We start from the raw sequence: 16,143 nt of genomic DNA, 5'->3' as shown, positions 1-16,143 counted from the left end.
GCCGGGCACCCTTCAGGCCCGGCCGCGGACCGGCCTGTTCTCCAGGCGCGCGACGACGTCGGTGTGGAAGCGGTCGACGGCGTCGTCCACGCTGCGGATGAATCCGCTGTCGGCGTTGCCCCGGGTGTTGCCCAGGCTCTTGCGGAGGGAGAGACGGAATCCGGTGATCCGGGAGCCGTCCTTGGGGAGGAGGTCGCCGGGCTCCGGGCGGAGGTGGGCCAGGGTGCCGCGGGGGCCCGCGGCGTCGCCGTCGAGGAGGGTCTCGACATGCAGGTCGGCGGGGGCGTCGGCGAGCTGGCGGACCAGACGCTTGGCCCAGGTGAGCGGGTAGCCGGACGCGGGCACCGGAATGTCGATCGACGTGCGGAGCTTGCCGGTGCGGAGATCGGCGGTGATGCCGGTGGCCCCGGGGGCACCGTCGATGCGGATCTCGGCGTGGAGCCGGCCCTGCTCGCAGAGCGAGTCGGCCAGGGCGGCACGCCGGGCGTCGGGGCCGGTGCCCCGGCGGGTGCGCTGGACGGGGAGCACCTTGCGGCCGAGTTCGCCGCCGAGACGCAGGCAGATCTGGAGGATCAGACGTTCCCAGTTCTCGGCCACCTCGACGGCGCGCTGATCGCCGCGGGCGAGCGTCTCGTCCTCGACTCCCTTGCGGGTCGGGACCCAGGACGGGCCCATGTTCTGGAAGCCGTGGCAGCCGGACTGCTCGTGCTGGAGGTAGTGCAGCAGTTCCTGGAGGAGCCAGGCGTGGGCCGCGTTGCCGACGCCGTCGTGACGGATCAGCATCTGCGCCTGGTGGGTGACCTCGGCCCAGGACAGGTGCCAGAGGGCGACCTTGTGCTTGCGCCGCCCGTCGGTCTTCACGTGGACCAGCGGCACGCCGTCGAGGGCCACGTCGTTGGAGAGGGTGATCACGGCCTCGTAGCCGCGGCGGGCGGCGATGTCCATGTACGCCTGGACCTGCTCCTGCTTCAGCGGGTTGCCGTTGGTCTTCGTCTCGACCAGAGCGGTCCAGATCTTGCCCGCGCGCTCGACCCGGATGACGCCGTCGGGTCGCCGGGGCGTCTCGCCGTGCGGCAGCGTCACCTCGGTGAACGTCTCCGTACGGCCGGACGGGGCGCCGAAGGGAACGGTCAGACGGCGCCCGAACTCCGGGACCTGAGCCATGACGGACAGCAGGACGGAGGTGGCCCGGACCTCGCGCTCCCGGTCGCTCTTCAGCGAGGGCACGGGGAAGAGCCGCGCCAGACGCCAGTCGTCCTTCTCGGCGAGCGACGGCTGCGCGGCCTTGGGGAGGGTGACCTTCTTCTTCGCCGTACGAGGCCGCTGCCGGGGAATCGGAGAGGCCGCCTCCGGCTCCGGAGACCGGGGCGACGCCTGCGCCGGAACGACCACCGGGGCCGCCTCGGCCGCCGCGATCTCGGTGTCGTCCGTGTCGAGGACGGCGACCTCGGCCGTCTCCTCCGGCGAGTCGTCCACGTCGATGCCGAAGTCGGTGGCCAGTCCGGCGAGTCCGGTGCCGTAGCCCTGGCCGACCGCGCGGAACTTCCACGCGTCGTTCCTCCGGTAGAGCTCGCCGAAGATGACGGCGCTGTCCGCGCCGGCGTCGGCGACGGAGAAGCTGAGGAGCGCCTCGCCGGTGCTGTCGGCGATCGTGACGCGCAGATCCTCGAGGTCGCCGAACGCGGCGCCCGCGTCACGGCTGGCGGCGACCACGACGCGGTGGACGTCCGAGGGAACGGCGTTCAGGTCAAGGCTGATCCGGTCTTCGTTGCCGCCGGCCGCCGGCCTCCTGTCGAGCAGCTGGACGCTGCCGTCGGCGGCGGTCGGGTTGTTGTAGAAGACGAAGTCGGAGTCGTCGCGGATCTTGCCGTCCTCGTTGAGCAGCAGGACCGACACGTCCGCGTCCGCGTCCCCGGTGGTACTGCTCCAGGAGAGACTGACCATCACCGAGGCGGCGCTCTCGCTCAGCGTGTCCAGTCCGACGTTCGCGCCCTTGACCATCTCGAGCATGTGGCCCCCCACAGGATCCGGGCCGGTGCAGCACCCGCCCCAGGGGGCCCGGCCGCCGTGATGATTGTGCGGTGAACCCTATCCACTCACTCCGGGCGGCCGTGCCGAGAACAGCAAAAAGTCCTGGCCGAGACGGTGTCTCGACCAGGACTTCGCGATAGCCCGTGGGCTACCAGGTGGTGTCCGAGGGGGGACTTGAACCCCCACGCCCGATAAAGGGCACTAGCACCTCAAGCTAGCGCGTCTGCCATTCCGCCACCCGGACAAGGTGTCTGTCGTTTCGCGGGGTTTCCCTCGCGGCGACAGAGAGAAATCTACCAGGCCTTCGGGGTGTTGTTCGACCACGTTTCCCGTGGTCAGGGCGGTTGAGTGGAGCATACGGGGAGGGAGTGGGGTGAATCGTGTCGAAAGAAGTGGATCGCTGGTGCACTTCCGCCATGCCTTTCGACCACTACGGCGTGCTGGTGGGGACGCTCCACCGGCACTACCGCGACGAGCCCGACAACCAGGGCCGCTGGTTCCACGTCAATCTGGAGGTGGACGCGCCCCTCGGGCGGTACCACTGCGCGGTCGACGTCGACAGTCACAAGTCCAACGTGGGGGTGCGGTGGAAGTCCTTCACCGTGGACGCGCGCGCCCTCGGGCCCGTCGCCGCGTTCGGGCCCGGGTACCACGAGCTGGATTCCACGGCGTTCTCCGGCGCCCTGGACTACCTGCGCCATCCCGAGCTCGTGGACCACACCGGAGTGCTGTTCGAGCGGCGTCCGCCGTCCTGGCTCCGGGAGCTGCTCGAACTGTTCGGGTCGCGGCCCTGGGAGGCCGGGTCGAACGTCGACGCCGCCGCCGCGCTGGAGGGCGTACTCGTGCCGGGGCAGCGGGTGCTCGTCTTCGGGGAGCCGTTCACGGACGATCCCGAGGGCGATCTCGGGATGCACAACGTGCATCAGAACCAGGGCGACCCGGTGGGCTCCCAGTGGTGGCCGGAGAACGGGATCTGGCAGGACGGGGCGACCCTCGCCCGGCGTGACGACGGCCGGTACGACGTCTTCCTGAACCGGTTCTCCAGCCAGGCGGCCGCCACGGACGCCGACGGGCACCCCGTCTGACGCGCTTCTAGCGCGTCGGGGTGCTTTCGCGGACCACCTGCTCCGCCGGGAGCAGGAGGCCGCTGGTCGGGGCCGACGCCGGGTTCTCGACGGCCGTGATCAGGCGGTCCACCAGGGCGTGGGCGATGTCGGCGAGCGGGAGGCGCACGCTGGTGAGCGTGGGCTGGAGGACCGTGCAGACCGGTGAGTCGTTGAAGCCGGTGACGGCGACGTCGGTGCCGACGGTGAGGCCGGCCGACCGCACGGCCTGGTACGCGGTCAGGGCGAGCCAGTCGTTGACGCAGACCAGGGCCGTCGGACGGTCGGGGCCGGCGAGGAGGCGGCGGATCGCGTCGGTGAGGGCGGCCGGGTCGTCGTCGGGTACGCCGATCTCGAAGGCGCCGTCGGGCGCCGCGGCCGCCGCGCGCAGGAAACCGGCCCGGCGGTCGGCGAGCCAGGGCAGGGTGGCGGCGGAGTTGACGAAGCAGATCCGTCGGTGGCCCTGGCCGAGGAGGCGGGCGACGAGGGTCGCGGTGGCCTCGGCGGAGTCGATGTCGACCCAGTTCTGCGGGCGGCCCGGGGCGGTGCGGCCGAACGCGGCGAAGGGGACGCCCGCCTCGGTGAGCGCGTCGACCCGGGGGTCGTCGTGGACGACGTCGGAGAGGACGAAGCCGTCGACCTGGCGGCCGGCGATGAGCCCGTTGAAGGACTTGGCGACCGCGCCCGCACCGCGCGCGGGGTCGCAGCGGAAGAGCAGGATGCGGTGGTCCACGGCGTCGGCGGCGCTCACCAGGGCCTGGAGGAAGCCGCCCATCAGCGGGTTGGGGTCGGCGGGGTTGTCGGCGGGCGCCGGGTAGCCGAAGACCTTGCGGGTGCCGGTGCGCAGGCTGCGGGCGGACTGGTCGGGCTGGTAGCCGAGCTCGTCGATGGCGGCCGTGACCCGGGCGAGGGTGGTGGCGCGCAGGCGGTGGGGGGCGTTGAGGGCGTTCGAGACGGTCTGGCGGGAGACGCCCGCCGTGCGTGCGACGTCCTCGATGGTCACCTGTCGAGCGGTCATCTGTCCTCTGTGTGCGGTGGTCGGCGGGCTGCGGGCGGTGGACGGCCCGCCCGCGGCCCGCCGTCGGTCAGCGCTCGCGGGTCAGGGTGAGCAGTCCGCCGGTCGGAACGGTCACCGGGTTCACGCCGGCGACGAGGTCGAGCACGGTCTCGGACAGGATCTCACCACGGCAGTCCTGGACACGGGCGAGGGCCTGTTCCGGTCCCTCGGAGACCAGGAGGAGGGTGGTGTCGGCGTCCGCGTTCGCGACGAGCAGGAGCTCCCCCGCACCGGTGCCGTTCCGCTCCGGGACGGCCACGGGCAGCGGCGCGTACCGGGCCACGATCGTGGTGCGGCCGTCGGCGGAGCGCGTGACGACCTGCGGGTAGCCGAGCTCGGGGCGTGCCGGTTCCAGGGCCCCGGTCTGCAGCACGTCGGCGTGCTCGCGGAAGACGCCCAGCCAGAAGCGGAGCGCGGCGAGCTGGTCCGGGGTCTGTGTCCCGAGGTCCACGGAGATCTGCGGCACCGAGAACAGCGCGTTGACGAGGTGGACGGCGATCGCCTCGGGCGTCTCCGCCGCGTGCCACATGATCATGTCGGCGTGGACGGCGAGCGGTCCCCCGACGAGCCGGCAGTCGACGGTGCGCTGGCGGTTCTCGGAGGGGCTGAGCGGGCAGTCGGTGGCGCGGACCATGGTGGCGTACGGCCACAGCCCCGGGCTGACGTACGGCTGGCGGTGCTCGACGATGACGTCGGGCTTCGCGCGGCGCAGCCGGTCGTCGAGGCCCGCGAGCAGCGCGCGTACCCCCTCGTGGACGGTGGCGTGGTCGGCGCCCTCGGGGGCGGGCGGCGGGGTGGGGACCGCGAAGAGGTCGACGAAGTCGATCTTCACGCCGTCCATGCCCCATTCCTCGACGGCGCGGGAGATCTTCTCGATCAGGTGCTCGCGCACGGCGGGGTGGCGCGGGTCGAGCACGGCGGCGTCCATCGTCGGGACCTCGCGGAGCGTGAGCCCCTTGAAGCGGTCCCAGGCCTCGTTGTGGCGGCCGATGAAGGGGATCGCGTACCAGAGGAGGTAGGCGAGGCCGAGGCGGTGGACCTCGGCGACGTGCGCGCGGATGTCGGGGAAGGCCTCGGTGTTGACGTCCCAGTCGCCGCAGTGGCCGTAGCCGCGAGCGCGGTCGGCGGTCTGCCAGCCGTCGTCGACGATGATGCTGTCGCAGCCGATCTCGGCGGCCAGCGCCGCCTGGCGCTCGACGGTCGCGGCGTCGACGTTCTGGTGCAGGCTGTACCAGGTGGAGTAGGCGGGCATGCGGGCGGCGGGGGCGACGCCGGGGTGTCCGGTGCCCTCGGCCCACCAGTCGGCGACGTCCTTGAGGGTGGTCGCGAAGTGCCGGCCGCTCAGGTCGATCCGTATCCGCAGCGGCGGTCCGTCCGGGGTGAGGTCCTGCTCGACGGTGAAGGCGAACTCGCCGCTCTCCTCGACCACTCCGGCGCCGACGCGGACGGGCGCGCTCGTCTCGCCCGCCGCGGCGGTGCACAGGGCGCGGTCGCCGGTGCCGACGAGGCTGGCGACGGGGGCGCCGAGGGCGAGGGAGACGGTCTTGGGGACGATCCAGGACGGCGGGAGCCAGCGCGTCGCGTCGGTGTTCGGGGTCCAGTAGGCGGTGGCCCCGAGACAGGGGACCCGCCATTCGGCGCGGAGGGTGAGCTCTTCCTTGGCCGTGATCTCGACGAGGGCCACGCCGTCGGCGACGGCGACGGCGGACGACTCCCAGGCCTCGCCGCCGAGGCCGGTGAGGTGGAGGGTGAGCGGGGTGCCCTCGGGGAGCGTCAGGCCGGTGGGCAGCTGTCGCTCGACGACGATGTCGGGGGTGGCGTCCGCCGGGTGGTGCGGGCGCCACGCCGGGACGGGCTGCGGGGCGGTGGTCACGGGGTCACTCCTTGGTGGCACCGGCCAGGAGGCCGGAGATGAACTGGCGTTGCAGGACGAGGAAGAGGGCCATCACGGGGATGGCGGCGATCGCGCTGGCGAGCAGCACCTGCGCGTAGTTGGTCGTGGCGAGGCCCTGGAGGGTCGCCGTCGCGACGGGGAGCGTGTACATCTCCGGGCTGCGCAGCGCGATCAGCGGCCAGACGAACTGGTTCCAGCCGCCGAGGAAGACGAAGAGCGCGAGGGCGGCGATGATCGGCCGGTTGACCGGGAGGACGATCTTCCACAGCACCCGCAGCTCCCCGGCGCCGTCGACGCGGGCCGCGTCGAGGAGCTCGTCCGGCATGGACTTGAGCGCCTGGCGCATGAGGAAGATGCCGAACGGGGTCACGAGGCCGGGCAGGATGATCGACTGGTACGAGTCGATCAGGCCGATCTCCATCATCATCTGGAAGATCGGGATGAGCATCACCGTGTCGGGGATGACGAGGGTGCTGAGCAGCAGGACGAAGAAGAGGTTCCGTCCGCGGAACTCGAACTTGGCGAAGGCGTACCCCGCGAGGACCGAGACGGTGACGGCGCCGATCGTCTGCACGCCCGCCACGATCACGGTGTTGAGGAGGACGCGGTCGAGGCCGACGGACTCCTGGAGGCCCCGGAGGTTCTCCATGAGGTGACCGCCGGGGAGCAGCTTCGGCGGCCAGGAGAAGACGTCCTCGTTGGCCTGGGTCGCGGCCATGGCGAGCCAGTAGAAGGGGCCGACGCAGAGCCCGAAGGCGGCGGCGAGGAGCAGGGTGAGGATCACTCCGCGCGGCTTCCGCGGCTTGTGCGGCTTCACCGTCTCCGTGGGTGCCGTGGGTGTCGTGGGCGCCTTGGTCGTCGTCGTGCTCATCGGCGCTCCCCCATCATCCGGACCTGGACGATGCCGAGGACGGAGACGATCAGCGCGAGCGCGTACGCGAGCGCCGAGGCATAGCCGAAGTCGAAGTACTTGAAGCCGTTGTTGTAGAGGTACATGGTCACCGTGAGGGTGGAGTTGTCGGGGCCGCCGCCGGTGAGGACGTACGGCTCGTCGAAGAGCTGGAGCGTCCCGATCGTGGAGAGCACCACGGTGAGGAGGAGGATCGGCCGCATCTGGGGCAGCGTGATCGAGAAGAAGCGGCGGACCGGTCCGGCCCCGTCGACCATGGCGGCCTCGTACAGCTCCTTGGGAATGCCCTGGAGCGCGGCGAGGTACATGACCGCGTTGTAGCCGGTGTAGTGCCAGGTGATGACGAGGACGACGGCGACGCGGGCCCAGGCGGGGCTGCCGAGCCAGTTCACCGGGTCGATGCCGACGAGCGAGAGCACCCAGTTCATGAGGCCGGCGTCACGGTTGAGGATGACGGAGAACATCACGCCGGCGGCGACGAGGCCGGTGAGGGACGGGACGAAGACGCCGAGCCGCCACAGGGGCCGCAGCCACACCTTGGCGGAGTTGAGGCCGAGGGCGACGAGCATGGCGAGGCCGAGCATCAGCGGCACCTGGACGACCAGGATGAGCCCGGTGTTCTTGAGCGCGGTCCAGAACAGCGGATCGGCCACGAGACGGCGGTAGTTGGCGAGACCGGAGAACGTCGTCTCGTCGCCGTTTCCGGTGGTGAGGCTGATCCAGAACGAGGCCACGATGGGGTACGCCTTGAAGACGGCGAAGCCCAGGACGGCGGGCATGATCAGCAGGTACGGGAAGGACGTACGGGTCAGGAGGGCGCGCCGGGCGGGGCGGGCGGCCTCCCGGCGGGCTCCACGAGCGCCGGAGGTGCCGGGCGTGCCGGCCCCCGCGGGGCCCGAGGGACCGGTGGCGACACCGGCCCCCCGGGCGGTCGCGGTCCCGCCCTCGGAGGCTCGTTCGGACGGTGCGAGGGACATGGTCAGGCCGCCTGCTGCCGGCCGGTCTGCTGGGCGAGCTGCTTGGCCGCGGCCTTGAGCGCGTCGGCCGGGTCGGCGCCCTTGACGAGGACCTGGCTCTGGGCGTCGCTGGCGAACTTGAGCGCGCGGCTGTAGTCGCCGGTGAAGTTGGTGGCCTCGGAGCCCTTGGCGAGCGAGTCGGTGAAGGAGCGCAGCACCTTCTGGCCGCCGTAGAAGGGGTTCGGCGCGTCGAACTTCGGGTCGTCGTAGGCCGCCTTGAGGGCGGGGAAGACGCCGCCCGCGGCGAACATCTTGTTGATCGGGGCGGACTGCGTGAGCGCGTACTCGATGAAGCGCCAGGCGGCCTTGCGGCGCGGGCTCGTCGCGGACACGGTCAGGAAGGTGGAGTTGACGATGACGCTGCGCTTGCCCCCGGGGACGGCGGCCGGCGGCTCCATGACCCGCCACTTCCCGCTCTGCGCGGCGTAGTTGGAGGAGAGGTACTCGATGGCCCAGGCCGGGTACGGGGCGCAGGCGAGCTTGCCCTGGCTGAGCAGGCGCTTGCCGGTGCCGGTGCCGGCGGTGTCGGCCATCAGGCCGGCGTCGTTGAGGCGCTTGATGATGGTCATGGCCTTGACGGCCTCGTCGGAGGCGAGGGTGACCTTGCCCTCCTGGTCGAAGTAGAAGGCGCCCTGGAGCTGCATCAGGTTCTGGAAGAAGTCCATGTCCTGGGTGGTGCCGGGCTTGTCGAGGCCGATGAGCTGGGCGCCGGTGGCGGCGCGGATCTTCGGTCCGGCGGCTATGAGGTCGTCCCAGCTGGTGATGGAGGCCGGGTCGACCTTGGCCTTCTCGAAGTAGTCGTTCCGGTAGAAGAGGCCGAGCGGGTTGACCTCCCAGGGCAGGGCGTGGACGGCCTTGTCCTTGCCGATGGTGGTCGGCCAGAGGCCCTCGGCGAACGCGTCCTTGTACGTGTCGGCGCCGAGCTTGGAGAGGTCGGCGAGGCCCTTGGGGAACTTCTCCATGTAGCCGGGGAGGTAGTCGACGCCGATGTGCAGGACGTCGCCGAGACCCTTGCCGCCGGCCGCGAGACCGACGGTGATCTTGTCCCAGATGGCGGGGTTGCCGAGGTCCTGGACGTCGACCTTGATGCCGGGGTTGGCCTTCTCGAAGTCGGGCACGACACCGCGCAGGGCCTGGGCCGCGGTGGTCCAGCTCCAGACGGTGATCTTGCCGCTGTCGCCGTCGGCACCGGCGTCGTCGCCGCCGCCCGCGCCGCCGTTGTTGCCACAGGCGGCCAGACCGAGTCCGGCGGCCGCCGCGGTGGTGAGGTGAAGCATCTGTCGACGGCTCAGGTGGTGGGACATGACGGCTCCTGGGTGCGGGTGGTGTCGCTGGTGGGCGGGGTGAGGGTGATGTCGCCGGACGTCGCCGGGACGGTGGTGCCGGTCCTGCTGGTGGTGCTGGTGGTACTGGTGGTGTCGCCGGTCGCCGGGACGGTGGTGCGGGTGGTGCGGGCGCGGCCGGAAAGCGTGTGCAGCACGTCGGCGAGCAGGTCCGCCGCGACGGCCGGGGTGGAGACGTGGGGCGAGAGCCGGATCCACTCGCCGCGGCGCGTCGTGACCACCCCGGCGGCTTCGAGGGCCCGGTGGACGGTGGCGGAGTCGTGGCCGGGGAGGCGGAACGTGCCGATGCCGGCCCGTTCCCCGTAGGCGATCCCGTCGAGCAGGACCTCCGCCCCGGCCTGCCGGGCGCGGTCGAGCAGCTCGGCGAGGGTGGCCCGGATGCGGGTCCCCACGGCGGCCGGGCCACCCTGGCCGAGCAGCTCGTCCACGGCCGCGCCGATCGCCGCGGCGGCCGGGAAGTCCGGGTTGGTCGCCAGGTGGGCGGCGGCGCCCGGCAGCGGCGGCGCGGGATGGTGCCCGGCGAAGGGGTCCTCGACCCCCGCCCAGCCGCCGAGCCCGGGGGCGAGGCGCTCGGCGCACCGGTCGCGGATCATCAGCAGGGCGGCTCCCCAGCCGGCCCGCAGCCACTTCTGGCCGCCGCTGACGAGGACGTCCACGGCGTCCGTGTCGAGCGGGACGGCGCCGAGGCCCTGGATCGCGTCGACGATCAGGAGCCGGTCCGGGCCGAGGACCTCCTTCAGGTCGGCGAGCGGAGCCACGTACCCGGTGAGGGAGTCCACGGCGCTCACCGTGAGGGCGGTGACCTGGGGGGTGAGGTGGCGGCGCAGCTGGTCGGGGGTGATGTGGCGCCATCCGACCGGGTCGACGAGGCGGACGTCGGGGCCGCCGCGGCCGGCGAAGCGGAGCCAGGGGTAGAGGTTGGCGGGGAACTCGTTCCGGGGGACGAGCACGGTGCCGGGGCCCCGGAGCGCGGCGGCGACGGTGAAGAGGCCGTTGCTGGTGGACGGGGCGAGGGCGACCTCGTGCGGTGCGGCGCGGAGGAGCGTGGCCGCCGAGGCGCGGGCGGCGTCGCCGAGGGCGAAGAGCCGGTCGACGTCGGCGGGGGCGGCGCGGGTGGCCAGCGCGGTCGCGGCGGCGGAGGCGGCGACGGCCGAGCGGCTGATCGGGCCGATCCGGGCATGGTCGAGATAGCCGGGGGCAGGTCCCGGCGGAGGGAGGTGATCGGTAATTTGATCGTTCAAAATATGTTCCTCAAAAGGCCAGGCGCGTGGCACTCCCTGGATTTGAAGGTTCACATTAGGGAGAACGGACCACCCCGACAAGAGGTCTGGCGGAGAGATTTCCCGGACGATGGGAAGAGGTGACGGCACCGACCCCGCGTCGCCCCGACCGGAAGGTGGGAGTCCCGTGGCCGTACAGCCCATCCCCAAGGAGTACCCGCGCATCACGCCGTACCTCTGCGTCGACGGGGCGGCGGACGCGATCGACTTCTATGTGTCGGTGTTCGGCGCGGTCGAGCGCATGCGGATGCCGGCGCCCGACGGCACGATCGGCCACGCCGAACTGGCCCTCGGCAACTCGGTCGTCATGCTCGCGGACGAGTACCCCGGCATGGACTTCCGCTCCCCCAAGGCGGTCGGCGGCACGCCCGTCACGCTGCACGTGTACGTGGCGGACGTCGACGCGGTGTTCGCCAAGGCGCTCGCCCGGGGCTCGCGCGAACTCCAGCCGGTCAAGGACCAGTTCTACGGCGACCGCACCGGACAGCTGGAGGACCCGTTCGGCCACCGGTGGAACATCGCGACGCACGTGGAGGACGTCTCCGACGAGGAGATGGAGCGCCGGGCGACGGAGGCGATGAAAGCGATGGGCGGCGGGGGCGGGGGCGGGGGCGGGGTGGCGGCCTGAGGAAGCCTCGGCTCAGAAGCCGTAGGGGAGCCAGCCGAAGGTGATCGCGTACGCGCGCCGCCACGCGTGGCGTCCGTGGTCCGTGTCGACGTACACCCCGGTCAGGGCGGCGAGGAACAACAGCAGGAAGGCGCCCGCCACGATCCCGCACGCCGGGAAGGCGCCGAACACGCCGAGGACGATCAAGGCGACGGTCACGAGGGCCGCTCCCGCGTGGGCGTCGCGCAGGTGGACCGGCGCGGCCCGGCGGCGCGCCCGGCCCTCGGCGCGCTCGGCTTCGAGGCGTGCGTCCCGGACCGTCTGGGGCTCGTTCACGTCGAAGGTCATGGATCCTCCGCGGCCAGGGGCCTCGGGCGATCCGGGGCCTCGGGAACGGAGACCTCCCCGGGCACGGAAAGGTTGCCCGAGAACGGCCGCGGCACCGTGCCGCGCCGGGGAGGCGACGCACGGTGCCGGGGGTGGGGAGGGAGACGGGCGGGCGGGGGCGGTGGGGTCAGGAGATCTCGGGGAGCAGGCCGGTCGCGAAGGAGGCCTGGTCGGTGAGCTGGGTGAGCTGGTGCAGCTCGTTGACGCCGTTCAGCCCGCCCAACTGCTGCGCGACACCGGGGAACTGACCGCGCGACTCCTCGGGGATGCCCATCGTGGTGACGGCGTCGAGCTCGGTCACGGGGTTGATCGGCGGGCCGAGCGGGCTGGTCGGGGCGGCGGTCGCCGCGGTCGCGCCGAGCGTGGAGACGGCGGCGGCGAGGGCGAGGACGGCGGAGATGCGTCGTGTCGAAATCACACCCTCACAACGGGACGGCGACCCGACGGACACGGCCGCCGCCCCTCCTGACGGCCGAACAGGGGACCCCGATTCCGTCGGGGCCGACCCTCCTCGCCGCGTCGCGGCCGACGGCTCTACACCCGTCGCAGCCGCGCGCTCCACGGCCCGTCCGCGCTCTCGACCTGCACGATGAGCGGCCCCGCCGGCAACGGCACCGTCTCGCGCCGGGGCCCGGACTCGCAGACCAGGTCCTCCATCTCGGGCAGGGTGGTGGGGTCGTGGTGCCCGCGGAGCTCGTACATGTTGGCGATGAACAGGCCGTCGGCGCGGTAGTCGATCACGAGGTCGGCCAGACCGCCCGTGTGCAGCAGCACCTCCGGCCCCCCGTACGCCAGTTCGGCCTCCGTCAGCACCGGCGCCGACGCCAGCGGTGCGACCTCCAGCCGCCACGGCCCCTCCGCCTCCAGGCGCAGGCGCAGGTTCCCGTTGGCGGGCACGGTGGCGAGCATCCGCCCCTGGAAGTCGTCCTCGGTGCTGCTGACCAGGTCGTCGACGTCCTCGGACTCCTTGTTGCGGTGGTCGAGTACGTACAGGCCGGTGTAGCCGCGGCCCTGGATCTCCAGCTGGACCACGACCGGCCCCGGGGGCAGGCCGGGTACGGAGATCACGTCGTTGTACCGCCCGGTCAGGACATGCGGGGCGAAGACGTGACCGTACGGCCACGGGACCGGGGCGGGCGTCGGGACGGGGGCCGGAACGGGGGCCGCTGCCTGCGGCGGAGGGGGCGGGAAGTAGCCGGGCGGCGGGCCGTACGCCGGCGGCGGGCCGTAGCCCGGGGAGGCCGGGGGCGGCGGCGCGAAGGCCGGGGCGGGCGGCGGTGTCCGCACGGCGGGAGCCGTCGGCGTTGCCTCCCGCGCCACGTCCACCCCGTGGTCCGTCGCCAGCCCCGCGAGCCCGCTCGCCCAGCCCTGGCCCACGGCCCGGAACTTCCATCCGCCGTCCCGCCGGTACAGCTCGGCCAGGACCATCGCCGTCTCCCCGGCGCCGTCCGTCACCTCGTACCGCGCGACCGAGGCGCCGTCGGGGGCGTACGCCTCCACGCCGAGACCCGCCACGTCCCGCATCGTGCCGTGCTCCGTCGAGCCGACGACCAGGACGCGGGTGATCCCCGCCTCGACCGTCGGGAGGCCGACCTCCAGCCAGGACGTGCCCGCCGCCGCGTCCCCCTCGGTCAGCCGGACCGTGCCGGTCGGATGCGCGGGTGCGCCGTGGAAGACGACGTCCGCGTCGCCCCGGACGGTGCCGTGCTCCGTGAGCAGCAGCGCCATGGCGTCGAGTCCCCCGCCCCGCACGGCGATCCGCAGCGGTACGGACGGCACCCAGCCGTTCTTTCCTTTGATCATGGTCCCCACCCCAGCCCGATGCTTCCGCGCACGCCTACCCGGCGATCTTGCAGGCGCGGGACGCCCCGGACAAGGGCGGCGGGGGGAAGGAGGGAGAAAAGAAGAAGGGCGGAGGGAAACACCACCTCTCGCCACTCTTAAGTTATAGCGCACAGGGGGGCTTGCGGCAAGGCCCCCTCCGGAGCGGAGAATCTCGGACCATGACCCCCCTGAGCACCAGCGCTTTCGACCTGCCCGACCGACTTTCCGACAAGGCCGACCCGGCCCTGATCGCCGCCGACGAGCGGCACTTCGCGGACATCGAGGAGAGCCTGACGCGGGTGATCGCCGAGCTGTCCGACCGTCTCGACGCCGTCCTCAGGGCGCCGGGCGGGGTCGGCCGCGAGGCGATGGAGCGGGACATGGAGGTGCACCGGCTGTCGGCGCGGCTGCGCGCGCTGCGCCGGTTCGGGCTCGACCTGTGCCTCGGGCACATGGTGGCGGGCGACGGCTCCGAGCCGCTGTACGTGGGCAGGCTCGGGCTCACCGACACCTCGGGCCGCAGGCTGCTCGTCGACTGGCGCTCCCCCGCCGCCGAGCCGTTCTTCGGCGCGACCCACGCCAACCCGATGGGGCTGACGAGCCGGCGTCGGTACCGGTGGACCCGGGGCCGGATCGGCGACTACTGGGACGAGGTCTTCGCCCCGGAGGGCTTCGCCGGGCACGCGGCCGCGCTCGACGACCAGTCGGCGTTCCTCGCGAGCCTCGGGAGCAACCGGTCCTCGCGCATGCGGGACGTGCTCGGCACGATCCAGGCGGACCAGGACGCGATCATCCGGGCGGGCTCCCGGGGCGCGCTGGTCGTGGACGGCGGGCCGGGTACCGGCAAGACGGTCGTGGCGCTGCACCGCTCCGCGTACCTCCTCTACTCCGACCCGCGGCTCGGTCACCGGCGCGGCGGCGTCCTGTTCGTCGGTCCCCACGACCCGTACCTCGCGTACGTGGCCGACGTGCTGCCGAGTCTCGGCGAGGAGGGTGTGCGGACCTGCACGCTGCGCGACCTCGTGCCGGAGGGGGCGGGAGCCCCGGACGAGTCGGACGCGGCGGTCGCGCGGCTGAAGTCGTCGGCGGACATGGTGCGGGCGGTGGAGAAGGCCGTCCGGTTCTACGAGGACCCGCCGACCGAGGGCATGACGGTCTCCACGCCGTGGTGCGACCTGTGGCTGAGCGCGGCGGAGTGGGTCGAGGCGTTCGAGGCGCCGGGGCCGAGTACCCCGCACAACGAGGCGCGGGACCTGATCTGGGACGAGCTCGTCACGATCCTGTGGGACAGGTTCGAGAACGACGACGAGGAGGACGCGGTCACGCCGGAGCAGTTCCGGCGGGCCCTGTCGCACGACAAGGAGCTCGTCGGCACGCTCCACCGCGCGTGGCCGCTGCTCGAACCGGGCGACGTCGTCGGCGACCTGTGGTCCGTACCGGCCTATCTGCGGATGTGCGCGCCCTGGCTCGACCGGGACGAGGTGCGGCTGCTCCAGCGGGCGGAGCCGCAGGCCTGGACGGCGTCCGACCTGCCGGTGCTGGACGCGGCGCGGCAGCGGCTCGGCGACCCGAAGGCCTCGGCGCGCCGGCGGCGGCTCGACGCCACGGTGGCGGCCGAGCGGGAGCGGATGGCGGGGGTCATCGACGACATCGTGGCGGCGGACGCGGACGGCGAGGGCGCGGTGACGATGCTGCGCGGGCGGGACCTCCAGGACAGCCTGGTGGACGAGTCGGCGCTGCCGCCGGGTGACGTGGATCCGCTGGCCGGGCCGTTCGCGCACGTCGTGGTGGACGAGGCGCAGGAGCTGACGGACGCGGAGTGGCAGATGCTGCTCGTACGGTGCCCCTCGCGGAGCTTCACGATCGTGGGCGACCGGGCGCAGGCGCGGCACGGCTTCACGGAGTCGTGGGAGGAGCGGCTCGCGCGGATCGGTCTCGACCGGGTGGAGGTGGCGCGGCTCTCCGTCAACTACCGCACGCCGGAGGAGGTCATGGCGGAGGCGGAGCCGGTGATCCGGGCGGCGCTGCCCGACGCGAACGTGCCGACGTCGGTCCGCGCCAGCGGTATCCCGGTGGTCCACGGCCAGGTGGCCGACCTCGACACGGTCGTGGAGGGCTGGCTCGCGGAGAACGCCGACGGCGTCGCCTGTGTCATCGGCGCCCCGGACTTCCCGGAGTCGGCGCGTGTCCGCTCGCTGACGCCGAGCCTGTCGAAGGGCCTGGAGTTCGACCTGGTGGTCCTCGTCGACCCGGAGTCGTACGGCGAGGGGATCGCGGGCGCGGTCGACCGCTATGTGGCGATGACGCGGGCGACCCAGCGGCTCGTGATCCTCACGTAGGACGGGGCCGGGCCGCCCGAAGGACCGGGCGGCCCCGATCCCTCGCGGGGCGGCCCGGTCCAGGGCTCGCGCTGGGCTCTGTCACCAGTAGTGGTTTCGCCCGCCGACCGCGTGACCGGTCGCGCCCATGATCCAGAGGACGGCACCGATGAGCAGCAGGATGATGCCGATGGTCCACAGGATCGAGATGCCGGTGACGAACCCGATGACCAGAAGGACGACTCCTAGAAGGATCATGACGTGCCTCGATTCCGTGAACCCCCTGACCCGTGCACGGCGTCTGCCCACTTCCGGCCGGTTCATGGGTGAAAGACGCGGGACGGCGGGTCGGGGGGTCCGGGGGCACGTCAGG

The 16,143-nt window shown here is 72.6% G+C and carries 14 protein-coding genes and 1 tRNA gene; 3 read left to right on the top strand and 12 right to left on the bottom strand.

Annotation, left to right across the window (positions count from 1 at the left end; genetic code table 11):
* Positions 1 to 12: 12 nt before the first annotated feature.
* Both ACFC0Z_RS03225 and ACFC0Z_RS03220 read right to left on the bottom strand, forming a co-directional pair.
* Positions 13 to 2,001: a TerD family protein gene (locus tag ACFC0Z_RS03225; RefSeq protein WP_376433430.1), complete on the bottom strand. Its 1,989-nt coding sequence runs from the start codon at positions 1,999 to 2,001 to the stop codon at positions 13 to 15.
* Between the two features lie 186 nt (positions 2,002 to 2,187).
* Positions 2,188 to 2,275: transfer RNA gene (locus tag ACFC0Z_RS03220), tRNA-Leu, on the bottom strand.
* Between the two features lie 172 nt (positions 2,276 to 2,447).
* Between ACFC0Z_RS03220 and ACFC0Z_RS03215 the strand changes: the two genes are divergently transcribed.
* Positions 2,448 to 3,116 (top strand): DUF2278 family protein, encoded by a 669-nt coding sequence (locus ACFC0Z_RS03215; protein ID WP_376432171.1) that lies wholly within the window; start codon positions 2,448 to 2,450, stop codon positions 3,114 to 3,116.
* A 7-nt stretch (positions 3,117 to 3,123) separates the two neighbouring features.
* Here ACFC0Z_RS03215 and ACFC0Z_RS03210 read toward each other — a convergent pair whose 3' ends face one another.
* The 6 genes from ACFC0Z_RS03210 to ACFC0Z_RS03185 all read right to left on the bottom strand — a co-directional run bounded on the left by ACFC0Z_RS03210 (position 3,124) and on the right by ACFC0Z_RS03185 (position 10,595).
* Entirely contained in the window at positions 3,124 to 4,152 is a 1,029-nt protein-coding gene (locus ACFC0Z_RS03210) for a LacI family DNA-binding transcriptional regulator (RefSeq protein WP_376432169.1), read from the bottom strand.
* Positions 4,153 to 4,219: 67 nt separating this feature from the next.
* Positions 4,220 to 6,064: a glycoside hydrolase family 36 protein gene (locus ACFC0Z_RS03205; RefSeq protein WP_376432167.1), complete on the bottom strand. Its 1,845-nt coding sequence runs from the start codon at positions 6,062 to 6,064 to the stop codon at positions 4,220 to 4,222.
* A gap of 4 nt (positions 6,065 to 6,068) precedes the next feature.
* Entirely contained in the window at positions 6,069 to 6,956 is an 888-nt protein-coding gene (locus ACFC0Z_RS03200) for a carbohydrate ABC transporter permease (RefSeq protein ID WP_376432165.1), read from the bottom strand.
* Complete coding sequence (locus ACFC0Z_RS03195; RefSeq protein ID WP_376432163.1) at positions 6,953 to 7,972, bottom strand: carbohydrate ABC transporter permease; 1,020 nt, start codon at positions 7,970 to 7,972, stop codon at positions 6,953 to 6,955. Before ACFC0Z_RS03195 ends, ACFC0Z_RS03200 begins: the two co-directional genes overlap by 4 nt.
* Positions 7,973 to 7,974: 2 nt before the next feature.
* Complete coding sequence (locus ACFC0Z_RS03190) at positions 7,975 to 9,315, bottom strand: extracellular solute-binding protein (protein WP_376432161.1); 1,341 nt, start codon at positions 9,313 to 9,315, stop codon at positions 7,975 to 7,977.
* A complete protein-coding gene (locus ACFC0Z_RS03185; RefSeq protein ID WP_376432159.1) occupies positions 9,300 to 10,595 on the bottom strand; it encodes an aminotransferase class V-fold PLP-dependent enzyme in 1,296 nt (431 codons plus the stop codon). The genes ACFC0Z_RS03190 and ACFC0Z_RS03185 overlap by 16 nt, the downstream gene beginning before the upstream one ends.
* Positions 10,596 to 10,761: 166 nt before the next feature.
* On the opposite strand from ACFC0Z_RS03185, the gene ACFC0Z_RS03180 reads away from it, so the two are divergent.
* Positions 10,762 to 11,262 carry a VOC family protein gene (locus tag ACFC0Z_RS03180; RefSeq protein ID WP_376432157.1) on the top strand — a complete coding sequence of 167 codons (501 nt, stop codon included), beginning with the start codon at positions 10,762 to 10,764 and terminating at the stop codon, positions 11,260 to 11,262.
* A 12-nt stretch (positions 11,263 to 11,274) separates the two neighbouring features.
* Here the strand turns inward: ACFC0Z_RS03180 and ACFC0Z_RS03175 are convergent, their stop codons facing one another.
* The 3 genes from ACFC0Z_RS03175 to ACFC0Z_RS03165 form a co-directional block, all read right to left on the bottom strand.
* Positions 11,275 to 11,589, bottom strand: coding sequence for a hypothetical protein (locus ACFC0Z_RS03175; RefSeq protein ID WP_376432155.1), 315 nt, complete (start codon positions 11,587 to 11,589; stop codon positions 11,275 to 11,277).
* Positions 11,590 to 11,755: 166 nt separating this feature from the next.
* Positions 11,756 to 12,046 carry a hypothetical protein gene (locus ACFC0Z_RS03170; protein WP_376432154.1) on the bottom strand — a complete coding sequence of 97 codons (291 nt, stop codon included), beginning with the start codon at positions 12,044 to 12,046 and terminating at the stop codon, positions 11,756 to 11,758.
* Between the two features lie 116 nt (positions 12,047 to 12,162).
* Positions 12,163 to 13,431, bottom strand: coding sequence for a TerD family protein (locus tag ACFC0Z_RS03165; protein ID WP_376432152.1), 1,269 nt, complete (start codon positions 13,429 to 13,431; stop codon positions 12,163 to 12,165).
* 200 nt (positions 13,432 to 13,631) lie between these two features.
* Between ACFC0Z_RS03165 and helR the strand changes: the two genes are divergently transcribed.
* On the top strand, positions 13,632 to 15,791 hold the full coding sequence (gene helR, locus ACFC0Z_RS03160) for an RNA polymerase recycling motor ATPase HelR (RefSeq protein WP_376432150.1): 2,160 nt from the start codon (positions 13,632 to 13,634) through the stop codon (positions 15,789 to 15,791).
* An 81-nt stretch (positions 15,792 to 15,872) separates the two neighbouring features.
* Here the strand turns inward: helR and ACFC0Z_RS03155 are convergent, their stop codons facing one another.
* The gene (locus ACFC0Z_RS03155) at positions 15,873 to 16,028 is read right to left on the bottom strand and encodes a DUF6131 family protein (protein WP_376432148.1); all 156 of its coding nucleotides are present in this window, start codon (positions 16,026 to 16,028) and stop codon (positions 15,873 to 15,875) included.
* Positions 16,029 to 16,143: the final 115 nt, after the last annotated feature.

The organism is Streptomyces sp. NPDC056144 (assembly GCF_042264145.1).
In the GTDB taxonomy this organism is placed as follows: domain Bacteria; phylum Actinomycetota; class Actinomycetes; order Streptomycetales; family Streptomycetaceae; genus Streptomyces.
Note: the sequence above shows the minus strand (reverse complement) of the source record. Positions and strands in the feature narration are given on the sequence as shown.